This is a genomic window from Cognaticolwellia beringensis, from assembly GCF_002076895.1.
GTDB classification, from domain to species: domain Bacteria; phylum Pseudomonadota; class Gammaproteobacteria; order Enterobacterales; family Alteromonadaceae; genus Cognaticolwellia; species Cognaticolwellia beringensis.
Window position 1 is genome coordinate 3,730,305 of record NZ_CP020465.1, and the last position, 18,386, is coordinate 3,748,690.

At 39.0% G+C, this 18,386-nt stretch carries 19 protein-coding genes; 12 read left to right on the forward strand and 7 right to left on the reverse strand.

Features of this window, described 5'->3' with window-relative positions:
* Genes trpCF through B5D82_RS15700 form a run of 4 tightly spaced genes read right to left on the reverse strand, consistent with a single transcriptional unit; the run spans position 1 to position 4,895 of the window.
* Positions 1 to 1,389 (reverse strand): bifunctional indole-3-glycerol-phosphate synthase TrpC/phosphoribosylanthranilate isomerase TrpF, encoded by a 1,389-nt coding sequence (trpCF, locus tag B5D82_RS15685; protein WP_081152839.1) that lies wholly within the window; start codon positions 1,387 to 1,389, stop codon positions 1 to 3.
* A complete protein-coding gene (trpD, locus tag B5D82_RS15690) occupies positions 1,389 to 2,489 on the reverse strand; it encodes an anthranilate phosphoribosyltransferase (RefSeq protein WP_081152840.1) in 1,101 nt (366 codons plus the stop codon). The genes trpCF and trpD overlap by 1 nt, the downstream gene beginning before the upstream one ends.
* Positions 2,476 to 3,186, reverse strand: coding sequence for an aminodeoxychorismate/anthranilate synthase component II (locus B5D82_RS15695; protein WP_081152843.1), 711 nt, complete (start codon positions 3,184 to 3,186; stop codon positions 2,476 to 2,478). Before B5D82_RS15695 ends, trpD begins: the two co-directional genes overlap by 14 nt.
* Positions 3,186 to 4,895: an anthranilate synthase component 1 gene (locus B5D82_RS15700; RefSeq protein WP_081152844.1), complete on the reverse strand. Its 1,710-nt coding sequence runs from the start codon at positions 4,893 to 4,895 to the stop codon at positions 3,186 to 3,188. The genes B5D82_RS15695 and B5D82_RS15700 overlap by 1 nt, the downstream gene beginning before the upstream one ends.
* A gap of 369 nt (positions 4,896 to 5,264) precedes the next feature.
* Here B5D82_RS15700 and rnm point away from each other — a divergent pair, with 369 nt between their 5' ends.
* The 9 genes from rnm to B5D82_RS15745 all read left to right on the forward strand — a co-directional run bounded on the left by rnm (position 5,265) and on the right by B5D82_RS15745 (position 13,017).
* Positions 5,265 to 6,155 carry an RNase RNM gene (gene rnm / locus B5D82_RS15705; RefSeq protein WP_081152847.1) on the forward strand — a complete coding sequence of 297 codons (891 nt, stop codon included), beginning with the start codon at positions 5,265 to 5,267 and terminating at the stop codon, positions 6,153 to 6,155.
* Positions 6,156 to 6,297: 142 nt separating this feature from the next.
* Positions 6,298 to 6,918 carry an L-threonylcarbamoyladenylate synthase gene (locus B5D82_RS15710; RefSeq protein ID WP_081152848.1) on the forward strand — a complete coding sequence of 207 codons (621 nt, stop codon included), beginning with the start codon at positions 6,298 to 6,300 and terminating at the stop codon, positions 6,916 to 6,918.
* A gap of 85 nt (positions 6,919 to 7,003) precedes the next feature.
* Positions 7,004 to 7,870 (forward strand): segregation and condensation protein A, encoded by an 867-nt coding sequence (locus B5D82_RS15715; RefSeq protein WP_081152850.1) that lies wholly within the window; start codon positions 7,004 to 7,006, stop codon positions 7,868 to 7,870.
* 73 nt (positions 7,871 to 7,943) lie between these two features.
* Positions 7,944 to 8,507 carry an SMC-Scp complex subunit ScpB gene (gene scpB / locus B5D82_RS15720; RefSeq protein WP_081152852.1) on the forward strand — a complete coding sequence of 188 codons (564 nt, stop codon included), beginning with the start codon at positions 7,944 to 7,946 and terminating at the stop codon, positions 8,505 to 8,507.
* 131 nt (positions 8,508 to 8,638) lie between these two features.
* A complete protein-coding gene (gene rluB, locus B5D82_RS15725) occupies positions 8,639 to 9,499 on the forward strand; it encodes a 23S rRNA pseudouridine(2605) synthase RluB (RefSeq protein ID WP_081152853.1) in 861 nt (286 codons plus the stop codon).
* 239 nt (positions 9,500 to 9,738) lie between these two features.
* Positions 9,739 to 10,890, forward strand: a complete 1,152-nt coding sequence (rnd, locus tag B5D82_RS15730; protein WP_245807489.1) for a ribonuclease D — start codon at positions 9,739 to 9,741, stop codon at positions 10,888 to 10,890.
* Positions 10,891 to 11,032: 142 nt separating this feature from the next.
* Complete coding sequence (locus B5D82_RS15735; RefSeq protein ID WP_081152855.1) at positions 11,033 to 11,344, forward strand: YcgL domain-containing protein; 312 nt, start codon at positions 11,033 to 11,035, stop codon at positions 11,342 to 11,344.
* 5 nt (positions 11,345 to 11,349) lie between these two features.
* Entirely contained in the window at positions 11,350 to 12,411 is a 1,062-nt protein-coding gene (locus B5D82_RS15740; RefSeq protein WP_081152856.1) for a lytic murein transglycosylase, read from the forward strand.
* A 57-nt stretch (positions 12,412 to 12,468) separates the two neighbouring features.
* Positions 12,469 to 13,017 (forward strand): YcgN family cysteine cluster protein, encoded by a 549-nt coding sequence (locus tag B5D82_RS15745; RefSeq protein ID WP_081152857.1) that lies wholly within the window; start codon positions 12,469 to 12,471, stop codon positions 13,015 to 13,017.
* Between the two features lie 115 nt (positions 13,018 to 13,132).
* On the opposite strand, the gene B5D82_RS19930 is transcribed toward B5D82_RS15745, so the two are convergent.
* Entirely contained in the window at positions 13,133 to 13,354 is a 222-nt protein-coding gene (locus B5D82_RS19930; RefSeq protein WP_157673916.1) for a hypothetical protein, read from the reverse strand.
* Between the two features lie 85 nt (positions 13,355 to 13,439).
* Here B5D82_RS19930 and B5D82_RS15750 point away from each other — a divergent pair, with 85 nt between their 5' ends.
* Complete coding sequence (locus tag B5D82_RS15750; protein ID WP_081152858.1) at positions 13,440 to 13,646, forward strand: hypothetical protein; 207 nt, start codon at positions 13,440 to 13,442, stop codon at positions 13,644 to 13,646.
* Between the two features lie 58 nt (positions 13,647 to 13,704).
* Positions 13,705 to 14,970 (forward strand): glycerate kinase type-2 family protein, encoded by a 1,266-nt coding sequence (locus B5D82_RS15755; protein ID WP_081154551.1) that lies wholly within the window; start codon positions 13,705 to 13,707, stop codon positions 14,968 to 14,970.
* 461 nt (positions 14,971 to 15,431) lie between these two features.
* Here B5D82_RS15755 and B5D82_RS15760 read toward each other — a convergent pair whose 3' ends face one another.
* Positions 15,432 to 15,833, reverse strand: coding sequence for a hypothetical protein (locus B5D82_RS15760; RefSeq protein WP_172820651.1), 402 nt, complete (start codon positions 15,831 to 15,833; stop codon positions 15,432 to 15,434).
* 199 nt (positions 15,834 to 16,032) lie between these two features.
* On the reverse strand, positions 16,033 to 16,554 hold the full coding sequence (locus B5D82_RS15765; RefSeq protein ID WP_081152861.1) for a gamma carbonic anhydrase family protein: 522 nt from the start codon (positions 16,552 to 16,554) through the stop codon (positions 16,033 to 16,035).
* Between the two features lie 286 nt (positions 16,555 to 16,840).
* Between B5D82_RS15765 and B5D82_RS15770 the strand changes: the two genes are divergently transcribed.
* Complete coding sequence (locus B5D82_RS15770) at positions 16,841 to 18,379, forward strand: Re/Si-specific NAD(P)(+) transhydrogenase subunit alpha (RefSeq protein ID WP_081152862.1); 1,539 nt, start codon at positions 16,841 to 16,843, stop codon at positions 18,377 to 18,379.
* Positions 18,380 to 18,386 lie beyond the last annotated feature (7 nt).

Below are 18,386 nucleotides of genomic sequence, written 5' to 3' on the forward strand. Positions count from 1 at the left end.
TTAATAATTCCGTATTTGGGCGAAAACTTGGTTGAGTTTATCGCGACATTTAATGCCTGGGCTTGACTCAACACCTGAGTTGATATCTAAGCCAAATAATTCTTGATTGGTCAGTTGCGCACATGCTTGGGTAATATTATCGAGTTGTAATCCACCGGCCAAAAAGCAACGGGATAAGTCTTGCTCGCTATCAGCTAACGCTTGCCAGTTAAAAGCTTGGCCACTACCCGCACTTTTACCGTCAAGTACAATTTGGTCGACATTTACCGGTAGTGTCGGCACGGTTTTCTCTACAGGTAACGCTTTAAATATCTGACAATTTTTAGCTAGCTTTATCCGTAAGCTATCAATATATTGTTGGCTTTCTTGACCATGCAATTGCACGGCAGATAGTTGTAAATCTTTCGCTAACTCAATCACTTCTGTCTCAGGATGATTAACAAACACGCCAACGTATTTTAAGCTCGGGTTTTCGCTAATTATAGCTGTCGCCTGTGCTTTATTAACACACCTTGGTGACTTTTCAGCAAATATAAGACCGCCAAACTCAGCGCCAGCATCAATAGCAAAGCTTGCATGCTCTGGTTTTGTTAAACCACAAACTTTATTGTGACCGAATATTAGTTGTCGACAAGCTAAGTCAATATCAGCTTCAGCCATTACAGAGCTACCAACTAAAAAACCATCTACAGCAGGGGCAAGTTCTCTCACTTGGGCATTATTATATATGCCTGACTCAGAAATAACGATGCGATCATCCGGAATTGTTGGCGCTAAGTCAAAGGTACGTGAAATATCGGTAGAAAGATCACGTAAATTTCGGTTATTAATACCGATCAGTTTAGCATTTAAGCGAATGGCGCGGTCGCGTTCTTCTTCGTTTGATACTTCGGTTAAAATAGCTAAGTTTAATGACTGAGCAACAGCGGCTAACTCATTATATTCTTCGTCATTGAGCACGCTAAGCATTAATAATATCGCGTCAGCACCATAGTATCTGGCTAAATAGACTTGGTAAGTGTCGAAAAAGAAATCTTTATTAAGTACCGGACACTTGACGAGGTCACTGACCGTTTTTAAATAGCTAAAATCGCCTTGAAAATATTTATGTTCAGTCAGCACTGAAATAGCGGCGGCATAATTATCATAAATATCTGCAATTTCAGCAACGTTAAAATTTTCTCTGATCAAGCCTTTTGAAGGTGATGCTTTTTTGCATTCTAAAATAAAACCGGCATAAGGTTTTTCTGCTGTGCGGGTTAATGCTTGGTACATGTCTTTTTTCGATGGTGTTAAACCTTCAATAAAGCTTGCTAACGGCATTTCTTTTTTCAGTTCTGCAATCTCAATACGTCGATTAGCGACGATTTGCTCAAGAATGTTACTCACTATGCTGATACTCCTGCATTCGATAATCGCACTAAATCTGCTAAGGTTTTGGTGGCAGCACCTGAGGCTAGTACTTTTTTGGCATGTTGTGCTGCTAGTAATAAGGTGTCTGCTTGACCATCTAATTGTTCACGATGTAAATAAAGTAGCGCAGCACAATTAATGATCACTGCACTGTTATGTGCTTCTAACCCTTTACCGGCTAATATTGCTTTAATAAACTCGGCGTTTTCTTGTGGTGTTCCACCTTTAATATCTTCCAAAGTATAATTTTTTAAACCAAAATCGGCCGGCGAAATGTCTTTTTTAATTAACTCACCATTGCTGATTTCGGTAACTTTAGTTTTTCCGTGCAACGCTATTTCATCTAAGCCGCTGCCGTGAACAACCCAAGCGTGCTTAACCCCTGTTAATAATAAGGCTTCGGCTATTGGGGTTATTAATTCAGGCAAGTAAACCCCCAGTAACATAGCATCGGGTTTTGCTGGGTTAACTAATGGCCCAAGAATGTTAAACAAGGTTCTGATCGCCATCGCTTTTCTAACTGGGGCCGCATGTTTAAAACCGGTGTGGTATGCCGGCGCATATAAAAAGCAGATATTGGCCTGTGCTAAACACTCACTTGCCACTTCAGGCGACATGGTTAAGTTAACACCGAATGCTTCAAGTAAATCTGCAGAGCCAGACATACTTGAGACACTTCTATTGCCATGTTTTGCCATTTTTATGCCGCAAGCAGCGGCTAAAATAGCCGCTGTGGTTGAAATGTTAATGGTATTTGCACCATCGCCACCCGTACCAACACAATCGGAAACACCGTTAGTTTGCATTGGAAAAGGCGTGGCATTTTCACGAATAGCAATTGCAGCACCCGCAATTTCTGCTGGGGTTTCACCTTTAATTTTTAATGCCGTTAGAATGGCTGCCAACCGTTCAGGCGCAACAAAGCCATTAATGACTTGTTCAAAAACATCATGGCTTTGCTGTTGTGTTAAGGAATCACCATCAACTAAAGTATTGAGTGCACTGTGGGTAATGTCATCGTTCACTTCTACCTGAGTAAGTGGTGACGTTATACTACTAATTTCAGTGGTTTTCATGAGCATTCCCTTGTGCTTCGTAAATGGTTTGACTAGCTAAAGTGGATAAATGACTAAGGCTTTGGGCTAATAGGTTGGTGCCATAGGTGGTTAATATAGATTCAGGATGAAACTGAAACCCAATGGCAGCATCTGTACTATGTTCAATGGCCATAGGTAAAATAATATCTTCACCATCAGTGGCTAAATTAACATAGGCTGTCATGGTTAATTCTGCTGGCATTTCACTAGCAACAAGTGAATGATAACGTGCCACAGGTAATGGGCTAGCAATATTGTTAAAAGCGCCTAATTCGTTGTGGCTGATATTTGACGATTTACCATGGACCACTTCAGGTGCACGCGCTATAACACCGCCATAATGCTGAATTAATGCTTGATGGCCTAAACAAATACCTAATATGGGAAATTGTCCTGCACAAAGTGATAATAATGGCATTAAACAGCCGGCATGTGTTGGATCGCCAGGTCCAGGTGAAAGCACTAAAATAACACCTGCAGGGTTACTTTGCTGTTTCTCTTGTAACTTATTAAAAATAAAATCAGCACCGATGGTATTGCGATAAATTGTCAGTTTGTAACCTAAGCAACGAAACTCATCGACCAAATTATAGGTAAAAGAATCGAGATTATCTAACATGACAATCTCTGGCAAACAATCAGTAGAAGTGTTCGATATAACGTCAGATGATGTCATTATTTAACCTCCTGCTTTATTACATCGCTGTTCAGCGCAGTTTGTCTTTCCTGATGAGAAATCACTAAGACTTTACCTTCCGCTTCTTTAATCGCACTGATCACCGCTTGAGCTTTTTGTTTGGTCTCGTTGGCTTCAGATTGGGGATCAGAATCAAAAACCACACCAGCGCCTGCTTGAATTTGTGCGCGATTATTTTTAACAAAGGCTGAACGAATAACAATGCAGGTATCCATATCACCTTCGCCGGTTAAATAGCCAACAGCGCCGCCATAACTACCTCGACGCTTACCTTCCACTTCACGAATTAGTGAGGTGGCTTTTACTTTCGGCGCGCCAGATAAGGTGCCCATATTCATACAAGCTTGATAAGCATGCAAGGCATCTAGTTCATGCTCTAAAGTCCCGCAAACACGAGAAACTAAATGCATAACGTGCGAATATCGATCGACCTTTAATAAGTCAGCCACGTGGCGTGTGCCTGGTTGGCTAACTCGTGCAATATCATTGCGGGCTAAATCTACGAGCATAATGTGTTCGGCTAATTCTTTTTTATCTAACCGTAAGTCTAATTCTATGCGACTGTCTAAGTCGGGTGATAAGCTGCCATCAGCGTTAAAACCACGTGGACGAGTGCCGGCAATAGGGTAAATCTCTACTTGTCGGTTACTTTGTTGATATTTAAGTGCTGATTCTGGAGAGGCACCAAAAATACAAAACTCACTGTCTTGTAAATAAAACATATAAGGACTTGGATTACGGTGCTTCAATGCTTTATAAGCATTTAAATTATTTGAGCAAGTTAAGCTAAATGTGCGAGAAGGCACTACCTGAAAAATATCACCCGCTAAAATGTTCTCTTTCAAATCATTAACTATCTGACAAAAGGCGTTATCGTCTATATCGCAACTCAGAGTATCCGGTTCTTTTACACTGTCATCTGAAGGGTTATTAGATGATTTAAGCTCAAATGCTGCAGTAATATCAGTGAACAAACTGGCTTTTATGGCCGTAATTCTCGCTAAAGCTGCTTGCTTAGCCTCTTCATAGCCAAGACCCGTAAATTGGTTGGTGATCAGTTCGCTTGACTGTTTTTCGTGGTCAATAATGATCAAGGTTTCTGCAAGATAATAAACAAAGTCAGGACAGGTATTTTCACCGTCGGCAACGTCGGGTAATGACTCACTCATCGACATCATATCGAATGCAAAGGCGCCGCCGAGAAATACCGCAAAAGGATGTTGGTTAGTATTTTTAAGTTGGCTAAATAAGCGCAAGCTTTGAAAAGGGTTAATAGCAAGTAAGCGTGAACGTTCGTCTAATTGTTCAGTTACTTCAGCAAAGGTTGCTGTGAAACTTTTATGATCGCCGGTAATCTTTGCATCAGATGCTAAAGCTTGCTTAGCAAAGGCAAGGGCGCTTTCGCCATTTTTACTTAAAGCAGTAAAGTTAACAGTATTGCCATTACAAACGATTTTTACCGCGGTATCGGTCAACAATAAACTTTTCAGTTGATGTTTTTTGTCGACTTCAGCGGACTCTAGTAAAAGCGTGTTTTCTTTTTCAGCACACAAGTAATGAAAAACCGCTAATGGATCGCTCTGATAACTTAATGTATCAGTGATAGTGACTACAGCCCCTGGCTGTTGATTATCAAATGCAGTGTTTAACTGCTGTTCTTCGGTGTTATTTTTTTGGGTATTGCTCATGGGTATTCCTACAAATAATCTATTTAAAAACGGTCATCCAGCGTAAATAGGCAGAAGCCACCATAAGAACCAACGTTTAACTTTTATACGTAACATGCTTATTCTCTTATTATTTAATACTAATTAATTCAAAATTTTAAAAGCAAAAAACCCGCAATAGGGTGCGGGTTTTCGAAGTTTTTACTTACAAGTAAACATCACAACCCACTTATGTAGAGTTATGCCACCACCAAATCAAAGAAATAGTTTGTTTTACTTGTATCATTATCTGTTTTATCTCAGTAAAATTGTTTTATTCACTTGCCTAAATAGTGACTTGCACTTGTTTTTAGACAGTTTTAAGTCCCTATAGAAGAACCGATTCGCGTAATGATGTCAACCACTGATTTTACTAATGATAAAGATTTTTCAAACTTACGCGTTGATCTGCATAGTCACACTAATTGCTCGGACGGTGCCTTAACGCCAAAAGAGCTAATAGAACGGGCAGTTAACTTCCAAATTGACGTATTAGCCATCACAGATCACGACAGTGTTAAAGGTCTTGATAGTGCAAAACAAACTATTTTAGATCAAAATATTCCATTAACTTTAATTGATGGCATTGAAATATCGACGCAATGGCAAGGGTTTGAAATTCATATTGTCGGTTTAAATATTCAACCTGAGCATCCAGAATTGCAATCGTTGATTTCAGCGCAGCAACAACGTCGTGAAGATCGCGCGCTCTCTATGGGTGACAAGTTAGAAAAATGTGGCTTTAACGACGTTTATAGCCAAGCAAAAGAAATGGCAGGTGAGGGTTCTATTACTCGCGCGCATTTTGCTAAAGTACTTTTACATCGCGGTATCGTCAGTAAAATGCAAGCCGCCTTTGATAAATATATTGGTAAAGGCAAACGTGCTTATGTTAATCCTAATTGGTGCAGCATTGAAGAAGCGATAGCGACCATTCATGCCGCTGGTGGTGTTGCCGTAATGGCGCACCCGATAAGATACGACTTAACTGCAAAATGGTTAAGGCGCTTAATTGTTCATTTTAAGTCGGCACAAGGTGACGGTTTAGAGGTGGTTTTACCGCAGATGAACAACGAACAGCGTAAAATAATGCTAAGCTATTGTTCAGAGTACGATTTACATGCTTCGATGGGGTCTGATTTTCATCAGCCTAGTCGTTGGAGTGATTTAGGACGTAATTTAGTGATGCCTGAGCAGGCCAAGCCTATTTGGCAACTTTGGCAAACAAAAGTTATTAGCTAATTAAATGTATAATTTAACTAATTGATAATAAAAGAAAATATTAACTACAGTACAGTTTGATTGTATACGAACTGTTCTTCGTTGATCACCTATGGTGATTGCACATTTTAATGGTAAACCTGTTATTTAGTTGGAGCTCATTATGAGTCAGTTTTTTTATGTACATCCCGATAACCCGCAAGGTCGTTTAATGAAACAAGCGGCTGCCATTATTAGTCAAGGTGGCGTTATTGTTTACCCAACCGACTCGGGCTACGCTTTAGGCTGCCATATTGGTGACAAAAAAGCCTTGGAACGAATATGCAATATTCGAGATATCAATAAAGAGCATAACTTTACTTTAATGTGTAGTGACTTGTCAGAGTTGTCTGAATATACCCGCGTTGATAACAGTGCCTTTCGCTTATTGAAAAACAATACCCCAGGGCCTTACACTTTTATTTTCAAAGGTTCAAAAGAAGTGCCTAAACGCTTATTAAATCCAAAGCGTAAAACGATTGGCATTCGCGTGCCGGACAATGCTATTGCTCAAGCGCTTTTAGCCGAGTTAGGTGAGCCAATAATGTCGACAACACTGATCATGCCAGGCGCTGACACTGCAGAGTTTGATCCTGAGCATATTCGCGATATTTTAGAGCACCAAGTAGATTTAATTATTAATGGTGGCCATTTAGGCGAACGTCCAACCACCGTCATTGATTTTTCAAATGATGACGTTGAAATAATTCGTGTGGGTGAAGGCGATCCAACACCTTTTCAATAACGGGTGATTAAATCACCTAGCAAATAGTTATTAATGCCACTTACAAAGCAAACACAAAGCAAAAAATACATGATAAAAGCTGCTTATGCCTGAGAATACGGCTAAATTATCCAAAAATATAACGCCAGATAACAAGCCTGCATCTGGTGTTATGCTTCAGCAAGTATTACCTTTTGCTTTCCTGCGAGGTGAGGCGATTGTTGATAAACCTCAAGACTTATTTATTCCACCTGATGCCTTAGAAGTTATTTTAGAGATGTTCGAAGGGCCGCTCGATCTTTTATTGTATTTAATTCGCAAACAAAAATTTGATATTCTAGACTTACCTATTTCACCTATTACCACGCAATATATGACTTATGTCGAGCTGATGAAAGATATTAAGTTGGAGTTAGCCGCGGAATATTTAGTGATGGCATCTATTTTAGCGGAAATTAAATCACGCTTATTATTGCCAAAACAAGCGGTTGAAGAAGACGAAGGTGATCCAAGGGCAGAATTAGTCAGAAAATTACAAGAATATGAAATTATTAAAAAGGCAGCTGAAAATATCGATGAGTTACCGCGTGTTGACCGCGATAGCTTTGTGGCAAAAGTTGAGTTAGCGGAAAATTTTGTTCCTGAAATCCTTAATAGCCAAGTCGATTTAGCTGAACTAGTCAGCGCGTTACAAGGTGTTATAAAGCGCACACAGGCTTATGAACATCATCATATTCAAAAAGAGTCTTTATCGACAAGAGAGCGAATGGCACATATTTTGACCACACTCAAAGAAGCTGGGAGCGAGCAACCCTATTGTGACTTTAGCGACTTATTTACCGTCAAAGAGGGTAAGCAAGGAGTTGTAGTGACATTTTTAGCTATTCTAGAACTCATTAAAGAGTCTTTAATTGAATGTATTCAAACGCAAATCTATGGCGAAATCCGTGTTTGTCTTCCTAGACAAGGTTAGGCCATTTTTAGCGTAAATAACGGCAATAACAACAGCAAAATTAACTGCAATAACAAGAGTAAAATTAGCAAAAATGATAACCGATAAAATACGCCACAAAGATATTGACGATACCAAGCTGCAACGCTTGGTTGAAGCTGCGTTATTTATTGCTGATAAGCCGTTGTCTGTGCAATTACTTAAACGTGATTTTTTAATAGAATATCGTGTTAGTAACCTTCGCATTCGTGATATAATTATCGCTATTCAGGCTCAGTATAAAGGCCGTGGTGTTGAACTCAATAAAGTCGCTTCTGGCTATCGTTTTCAAACACCGGCAGAGCTGAGTGACGATTTAGCGCATTTGTATAAAGAAAAAGCACCGAAATACTCCCGTGCTATTTTAGAAACGTTAGCGTTAATCGCCTATAAACAACCGATAACCCGTGGTGAAATTGAAGATATTCGCGGTGTTGCCGTCAGTAGTCAGATAATTAAGACACTCACGGATAGAAATTGGATTAAAACCGTAGGTCAAAAGGAAGTGCCTGGTCGACCGGTATTGTATGCGAGCACGCAAGAGTTTCTTGATTACTTTTCGCTAACCTCACTCGATCAATTACCGGCGTTAATGCCAATGGAAGACTTTACGAGTTAAATGCTTTTACAAATAAGCTAAACTAAAAAACATGGGGTATTTACCCTAAACTTAAAGAGACAGAAATGTAATGGTGAGCCAGCTAATTTACTGGTTAACTGTGAAGTTACTGACGTAAGAGAGTTAAGACAATGTCTGAAAAATTACAAAAAGTATTAGCACGAGCAGGTGCTGGTTCACGCCGTGAAATGGAAACTTACATAAGTGCTGGCCGTGTTAGCGTTGAAGGTAAAACCGCTTATTTAGGCGATCGTGTTGAAGGTAATGAACTGATTCGCGTTGATGGCCATCAAGTTAAACTGAAACCTTTAGCAGACGATTTATGTCGTGTTTTAATGTACAACAAGCCAGAAGGCGAAATGTGTACGCGTAAAGATCCTGAAGGTCGCCCAACTGTTTTCGATCGTTTACCTAAGTTAGATGGTAGCCGTTGGGTAGCGGTAGGTCGTTTGGATATTAACACCTCAGGTATGTTGCTTTTTACTACCGATGGTGAGCTTGCCAATCGTTTAATGCATCCTTCAAAACAGGTTGAACGTGAATATGCTGTGCGTATTTTTGGTGAAGTTAATGAAGCGATGTTACAAACATTGCGTCATGGCGTAAAACTTGAAGATGGTACGGCTAAATTTCAAAAAATCACTTATAAAGGTGGTGAAGGTCGCAACCATTGGTTCCATGTTGTGTTATCTGAAGGCCGTAACCGTGAAGTTCGTCGCCTTTGGGAAAGCCAAGATGTACAAGTTAGCCGATTAATTCGTGTTCGTTACGGTGATATGGAAATGAAGCGTCAGTTACCTTTAGGTGGCTGGACAGAATTAAACTTACAAGATGTTAACTACTACAGAAAACTCGTTGATTTAGAGCCTGAAACACAAAGTAAAGTGAAGGTTGATGAGAAAGCAATGGATAACGCGAAAAGCCGCAGAATTCGTCGCTCAGTGAAAAAGCATCAACATCGCAGCCAACAAGCAACTAGACGCAGACGTTAAGCGTTAGATAAAGTAAATTGCTGAATTTATGTGTTACAACAACCAGCTAAATTAATGACAAGTTCAATTCACTATCGAACTTGTCATTTTTATTTCAGTAATTTAATTTCACTTTGGTATTGGTAAAAAAATAAGATATTGTAAGTCGACACTTTTCATAGTCAGTTTTATTGTTTCAGTGTCGTGGAAAATATTTACCTTAGTAATTGATTTAATTTTGACTCAACATAGGACATTACGTGCAAGCAACTCTTAAAAGAATTTATATCGAAGACTCCGAGCAATTACATCTAGTTTGTCAACGCTATGCACAAGCCAATGTGCTTGCTATCGATACTGAATTTGTACGCACGCGAACGCTTTATCCTAAATTGGGACTTATTCAAATAAACGATGGTAATACCTTAGCATTAATTGATCCCGTTGCTGTGCCAGACTTAACTCCTTTTTGGCAAATACTTGAAGATCCAAAAATTCAAAAAGTGTTACATGCTTGTTCGGAAGATTTAGAAGTTTTTTTGACCGCAGGTAACTGTCGCCCAGTCAATTTAATTGATAGCCAAATTATAATGGCTTTTTTAGGTCATGGTATATCCATGGGTTATGCGGCGATGATCTCACATTACACCGATATTGAAGTCGATAAGTCTGAATCTCGTACTGATTGGATGAAACGACCATTAACGCAAAATCAACTGACCTATGCAGCTGCTGATGTTGAACACCTGTTTAATATATTACCTTTATTATTTGCCGATATTGAAAAGGCGGGTTGGTTAGCCGCGGCTCAAGAAGAAAGTGACGTCATGGTTGAGCGTAAGTTCAGTGACATTGATGAAAGTCAGTTATACCTTAACCTTAAAATGGCTTGGCGTTTAAACCCTACGCAACTCTATCGCTTACAGCAATTAACCATTTGGCGCTATCAACAAGCTAAAATAAAAGATCGGCCCATCGGTTTTATCGCCAAAGACCATACTTTATTAGCCTTGGCGCAAATTAACCCAAGTAATGTGGGCGCTATGTCGGGTATTGAAGGTGTTGAGGCACTGGATATTCGTCATAAAGGTAATGCGATGTTAACGGTATTGAAACGTGCAGGTGAAGCAGAAAATATTGAGTTGCCACCGCAAATCATTCGTCTTGATGAATACCCTGGTTATAAACAGAACTTTAAAAAAGTTAAAAATTATATTACCGAGTTAAGTACACAAACAAATTTACTGCCTGAAAATTTAGCCTCTAAAAAACAAATTAATCAATTTTTATCTTGGTATTTTAAGATCAATGGCGCAGAGAATCAGCCACAAATGGTTGATATAATGCGTGGTTGGCGCAAACCATTGTTTGGTGAAAAGTTACTCGCCTTCGTTGAGAATGACTTTCAGTAAATTAGCCTTAAATCTTATTGAGTAAAGTGTTACATAACAGTCAAAGACGCTGGTGTATTGTTGTGATAACGTTACTCAGCGGTTGTTAAGGCAAATAAAATTAGCAATTCCCCATATATCATTTTAATCATAGGTCTCCATTATGCTGTGTAGTGTTTATAAAAGTTCTAAAAAATTACAAACTTATCTTTATGTTAATAACCGAGATGATTTTTCTGAAGTGCCTGACGCGTTAATGAAAATGTTTGGTAAGCCGGTGATGGTTACCGTACTGAACCTTTCTTCAAAGGTTAAATTGGGATTTGCAGACTTAGAAAAAGTAAAAGTAAGTCTAGCTGACCAAGGTTATTATTTGCAGTTAACGCCGCAGGAAGAGGATATGTTAAAAGGGCATAAAGCTAGTATGAATACAGCTAAGAATGCTACTACGGGCAAAGATGATCAAGGAGAATAATCATAATGCGCTATATTAAATCAGTAAAAACAATATCATTTTCACTATGCTTAGCATTATTTTCTCAAGTAACCTTGGCTGCTGATGATAAAACAGCAACAACGTTAGATGCTAAAGCAAGCTTCGAACAATATATCGTTAAGTTAAAACAAGAAGCGATTTCTAGGGGCTTTGAGCAAACATTGATTGACGAATCTTTCGCTAATGTGGTTTTTCACCAACGTGCAGTTAAAGCGGATCGTAATCAACCTGAAACCGTTGAAACTCTTGATACTTACTTGCCAAAACGCTTACCTGATTGGAAAATCAAACGTGCTCGAGCAAAATATAAAGAGCATGAAGCACTGCTAATCAAAGTAGCTGCTGAATACGGTGTACAGCCGCGTTTTATTGTTGCGCTTTGGGGGCTAGAGACAAACTTTGGTAAAATTATGGGCAACTATAATGTTATTTCTGCGTTATCAACCATGGCCTATGAAGGACGCCGCGAAGCATTCTTTAAAAAGCAGCTTTGGGCCGCGTTACAAATATTAAAAGAAGGCCATATCGATAGTGCGAACATGAAAGGCTCTTGGGCTGGCGCTATGGGACAAAATCAATTTATGCCAACCTCATTTGTTGGCTATGCGGTTGACGGTGATGGCGACGGAAAAAAAGATATTTGGGGTAACCAAGCCGATGTCTTTGCTTCAATGGCAAATTATTTGAAAAAAGAAGGTTGGAATGACCAACTTACATGGGGCCGACAAGTTAAATTACCGAGCGGTTTTGATACGTCATTAGCGATACCTAATAATACTGGTGGTCGTAAAAATTGGTTAAAAGCCTGGGCTAAAACCGAAAAAACCTTAGCACAGTGGCAGGCATTAGGGGTTCGACGCAGCGATGGTACTAATTTACCTAAAGTTGATATTAAAGCGGCATTAGTTTTTCCTGATGGCGCTAAAGGACGTGCGTACTTAGCTTACAATAACTATAAAAGTTTAATGCATTGGAATTTATCCTACTACTTTGTAAGCTCGGTGGGACATTTATCGGATCATATTAAATTTCCGCCGATTCAGTAGTCAGTTTTAGTAAGTCTTAGAAAGTAATAGCAACAGTAAGCATACATAAGTAGTGATATGAGTAAAAAAAATAGTCGTTTGAGCGCAAAGCCAAAAAAAGTGGTAGTTGAACGTTTTTGGGAAACTAAATCATTAAATGAAATGTCCCGAACCGAATGGGAATCATTGTGTGATGGTTGTGCTAAATGCTGCCTGAATAAATTTATTGATGACGATAGCACTACTGACGAAACAGAGTTGATGCCGACTACGCATATTGCTGAAGGTGAGCAAATGAGCTACTCGAACATTGCTTGTCATTTACTCAATGATAAAACTTGTCAGTGTTCAAAATACGAGCAACGTACTGTACTCGTGCCAGACTGTGTGCAGTTAACACAAGAGAACTTGGATGACGTGTTTTTTATGCCGCCAAGTTGTACTTATCGACGTTTAAAAGAGGGCAGAGGTATGCCGTCATGGCACCCGTTATTGCACAATGGCAAAAAATCAGCCATGCACCAAGCCGGTATGTCAGTGCGTGGTAAAATTATCAAAGATAACGACGTTGAATTAGACGATTTTGAAGGCTATATTGTGTTGTGGCCACTGAACGATATTGATTAACTCATCATAACAGCAAATTCATGCTACAGATTAGCCATGCTATAAATTAACTATTCTACTAATCTGAAAGCTTAAAAATATTATTAAGCTTTCAGCTATTTTTACCAACACTTTATTAAAGGCATAATGCTCTAAAAGGCAAACTCGCTGCGCCGACTGATACGGGCTCATACGTTACTTCTGATATCAGCAATTCGGGTTTAGGCCGTTCGGAAGAGCGACGATGTAATGCGTACATGACCACTTCTTTGATCAGTAATTTAGATAATGATTTTGGTATGTGTCCACCAATGACAATAGCCTGAGTATCTAATAACGCCGCTGATGATGATGCCACCAAACTTACGGCATCTTTAACTTTTGTTATCTACTCTTGAAACTTACATGAAATATGCTAATTATACGTCTGTTATTTGGGGGTTTTGACTTTAACCTTGTCACTTTACGCGGGCGATATAGCGGCAACAGTTATTGAAGCAATAAATAAAGTAGGCTCGGTATTTTATGGCCCGATTTTAGCTATTTTCTTATTAGCTGTTTTTGATAAACGTTTGTGTGCTTTACAAATTAACAATGGCTTACTTTCTTGTCATGATTGCTATTTGTTTATCAATTCCAATGCTATTTAGTTAATGACCAGAAGGCTGAAAAGCCTTCTGCATCTTTTATTTTATGTGTGAAATCATCATGAAAACTAAACAATTTTTACAAAATCTTTTTGAAATCGCAGTCAATGAAAGCCTACCTTCGGTCTGTATGCCTAAACACCTTGAAAACATAGATGCGAGTAATGGTTTATGTGTTATTGGCGCTGGTAAAGCGGCTGTCGATATGGCTAATACTATGCATCAATTCTTCGGTGAAAAATGCTATGGCACTGTTGTTACGCGTCATGGTTATACCACCAGTGCGAGTATTGGTGGTATAAAAATATTAACAGCAGGCCATCCTATACCTGACGAAGGAAGTGCAAACGCAGGGAAAGAAATTTTAGCCTTGGCTAAAAGTGTTCCTGAAAATGTCCCCGTGGTATTTTTAATTTCAGGTGGAGGCTCTGCTTTACTTTCGTTACCAATTGAAGGCGTTAGCTTTGAAGAAAAGATGCAATTAAATAAATTCTTATTAGGCTCTGGTGCGTCTATTGATGAAATTAATTGCGTTCGAAAACAATTATCACAAATAAAAGGGGGGAGGTTAGCACAAGCAATAAAAGGTGATTTTTATACCCTTATTATTTCTGATGTAGTTGGTGACGACCCGGCCACAATTGCCTCAGGCCCAACAGTTAAAGACCATACTACTGGCGAGCAAGCATTAAATATATTGACTAAATATGGTTGGAAACGAGTTCCTGCTATTGAACAAGCATTACTGGCAAAGTCTGCAGCGGGGAATAGAACTGTATCATCAGCTGATACGATTAAAAACTTTACTATTATGGCGAATGCTAGACAGTCAATTGATAAAGCTATTTCAACAGTTGATAAATCAAAGTGGCATGTTGAAGTGCTTAATTATGATGAAGTGGGTGATGCCAACAACGTTGCAAAGCAACATGCGGCAATAGCATTACGTGCGCTTAAAACCAATAAGCCTACCTTACTATTTTCTGGTGGAGAGTTAACCGTGACTTTAACGAATGCTTCAGGTCAAGGCGGCCCAAATCAACAATATATGCTGGCATTAGCTATTGCACTTAAAGGCGAAAAAGGCATTGTTGCATTAGCTTGTGATACCGACGGTATTGACGGCAGCGAAGATGTAGCAGGCGCTTATATCGATTCAACAACATTGCTAAGAGCTAATGAACTAGGCTTGTCAGCGATGAATTATTTAAAGACCAATAATTGTTTTAACTTTTTTAAGCCACTGGATGATTTAATCATAACAGGGCCAACACATACCAATGTTAATGATTTTAGGGTGATTATGATTGATCCAAGTTTGTCATAAATTATAGTCAGCTTAATTAAGTTATGGCTACTATTAATAGCCATAAGTAGCCATGCGTTGCCATAGCTGTAAAAACAATAATCGTTCGAGTGCAAAGTCATAAAAAGTTGTTGTTGAACGTTTTGGGAATCTACATCATTAAGTGAAATGTCTCGCACTGACTGGGAGTCATAGTGTGATGGTTTTGCTTAATGTTGCCTGAATAAATTTATTGATGACGATAACACCACCGATGAAACTGAGCTGATTCCGAATATGCATATTGCCGAAATAGCATAGAAACTAGAAGAATTAGAGTGTTTAAAATCATTAGGTTGCTATAACTTTCAAGGCTTTATTTTAGCAAACCTATTCCATTTAATGATTTTGTCGCGCTATTAAATTACGTCAAGAGTTAAGTGAAATTAGCATGTTTCACGATTTTTTACTGTTTGTGTATTTGCTTGAGGTTTTATTTTAGGCTATTGACTTGCATCAGTTTTTCTAAAAAATAATAGATTAAATAACTCTTTAACACTGATCGTTAGTAACCAATAACTTGAACGCTTTGGTACTTTTATCTTTGTTGATGTTTTTTTTGTTCTCAAATGATTTTTATCTGATAATATTTTAGCTTTTTCTGCCATTTTAATATTATCTCTTCGCTCTTGTGCAATATTGGCTCGTTCGGTAAAACGTTGTCTAGATTTTGCAGACATGCTTGATAAGAAACTGGCACTTGTAGCGCTTTTTCCTTTAACTTTTGTTCTTGGCTTTGGTGAACTACACATACTAACCTCAAAAATAGCTTTAATTAACGGTGCAAAACTTATAATCGCACTAAAAAAAGTAACATTTAATGAAGTTGTATTTTCCATCTTCATTAATGGCCTGCCTATATAGACCTGACAGTTAACGAAAAAATTCGCATATTAGCCATTAAAGTCGCATTGAAAACAAGACAGACTTACTCTGTATATTGATATCGCTTACAAGTGAGCCTTTAGCGAGGAAGGTATTTGCCTGAATTTTTTAGCTTTAACACTTTAACAATTAAATAAATTCAGACAAAAAGTATTGAAGCTAATCTACTTGCTGTAATTCTTTTAAATAGCGTTCGCCATTTTCAACATAGTGCATAGCAGATTTTGTAAACATTTCGCGGGTTGACTCATCAAGTGGTTTAATAATTTTAGCCGGAGAGCCTATGACAAGGTGTCCGTCTGGCACTTGCATATTTTCAGTGACTAAACTGTTGGCTCCGATTAAACAATTTTTGCCAATATTAGCGCCGTTGAGTACAACAGCATTCATACCAATTAATGTATTATCTCCAATAGTGCAGCCATGTAGCATAACTTTATGGCCGACAGTGACCTTATTTCCAATGGTCATTGGGTATTGAGCATCAACATGCAAAATTGAACCGTCTTGAATATTAGTATGCTCACCAATGTTAATACTGGCAACGTCGGCGCGAATGACGACATTAAACCAAATGCTGGTCTGCTTTCCTAAGGTTACGTCTCCGATTAGTGTGGCGTTTGGTGCGATAAAGTTGCTCTCATTTAAACTCGGGACTAAATCAGCTAATCGATAAATCATCTATTTTTCCTTTTTTAGAATGTATCTCTTTATCTTAATCTATTCATGTCATAGCGCAAACTAGACCTTGGACTACGACCAACAAAATTATAAAGCTTGTCCTATAATGAAAATAAACCAGCTTGATGTATGAAAATTAAACAATTAATGGTAAAACATTAATCTAGTTAGTAATAATAATAATTTTAACGTTCAGTCGAATCAGATAACTCGTAAGTAGGCTCGGCATAATAAATTAAGTGTTGAGCTTGTGAACTAGATTTTTATGATGAAATAAAGGTGATTTATGATTATTGGTATACCGAAAGAAGTATTGTCAGGTGAAAACCGAGTCGCAAGCGCGCCAACGGCGGTAACTTCCTTGCTCAAGCTTGGTTTTGAAGTGCAAATACAAAAAGGTTGCGGCACAAAAGCAAGTTTTACCGATCAAGAGTTTATTGATGCCGGTGCAAGTGTTGTGACTAAGAAAAATGTTTGGCAGTCTGATATTATTTTTAAGGTAAATCCGCCAACGATTGAAGAAGTAGCTGCAATGAAAGATGGGGCTTATCTCATTGGCTTTATTGCCCCAGCTCAAAATGACGATGTTTTAGCCGCGTTAAAAGATAAATCAATCACCACGTTAGCCATGGAAATGGTGCCAAGAATGACCCGCAGTCAATCAATGGACGCGTTAAGTTCAATGGCCAATATTGCAGGCTATCGTGCCGTAATTGAGGCAACTCATCAGTTTGGCCGCTTTTTAACCGGGCAAATAACCGCAGCGGGTAAAATGCCACCGGCTAAAGTGATGATTATTGGTGCCGGTGTTGCTGGTTTAGCGGCCATTGGCACTGCGAGTAGTTTAGGGGCGATTGTTCGAGCGTTTGATACTCGTCCTGAAGTAAAAGAGCAAATTGAAAGCATGGGGGCTGAGTTTCTAGAGCTTGACTACGAAGAGCCAGAAGATACCGGCTCGGGCGATGGTTACGCTAAAGAAATGAGCAAAGCCTTTATCGATGCAGAAATGGCGTTATTTGCAGCGCAAGCAAAAGATGTTGATATTATTATTACCACCGCGATGATCCCCGGAAAACCTGCACCTAAGCTGATTACAGCGGCGATGGTTGAATCGATGAAAACCGGTAGTATTGTGGTTGATTTAGCGGCCGCAGGTGGTGGTAATTGTGAATTAACGGAAGCCGGTAAAGTGGTTAATGCCAATGGCGTAAAAATAATTGGGTACACCGATTTAGTCTCTCGCTTACCTAATCAGTCATCACAACTTTACGCAAACAACTTAGTTAGCTTAGCCAAATTACTCTGTAAAGAAAAAGACGGTACACTTAATATTGATTTAGACGATGTCGTTATTCGTAACATGACGGTGGTTAATAAAAACGAAATTACCTTCCCGCCACCGCCAATTCAAGTAAGTGCAGCGCCCGCTAAACCGAAAGTAACACCGGTTAAAACTGCTGAGGTTAAAGTTGAAACGCCCATGAGCCCGACTAAAAAGTACGGCATGATGGCTGCTGGTGCTTTACTGTTTGGTTGGGTGGCTAGTGTTGCACCTGCTGATTTTCTCTCACATTTTACCGTGTTTGTTTTAGCCTGTGTCATTGGTTACAACGTGGTATGGAATGTTAGCCATTCGCTACATACACCACTAATGAGTGTAACCAATGCCATCTCAGGCATTATTATCGTGGGCGCAATTTTACAGGTGGGTAATAGTAGCCCACTCATTCAATTGCTCGCTGGTGTCGCAATACTTATTGCCACTATCAACATTGTTGGTGGCTTTGTTGTCACTAAACGTATGTTAAAAATGTTTAGAAAATAAGGGACAC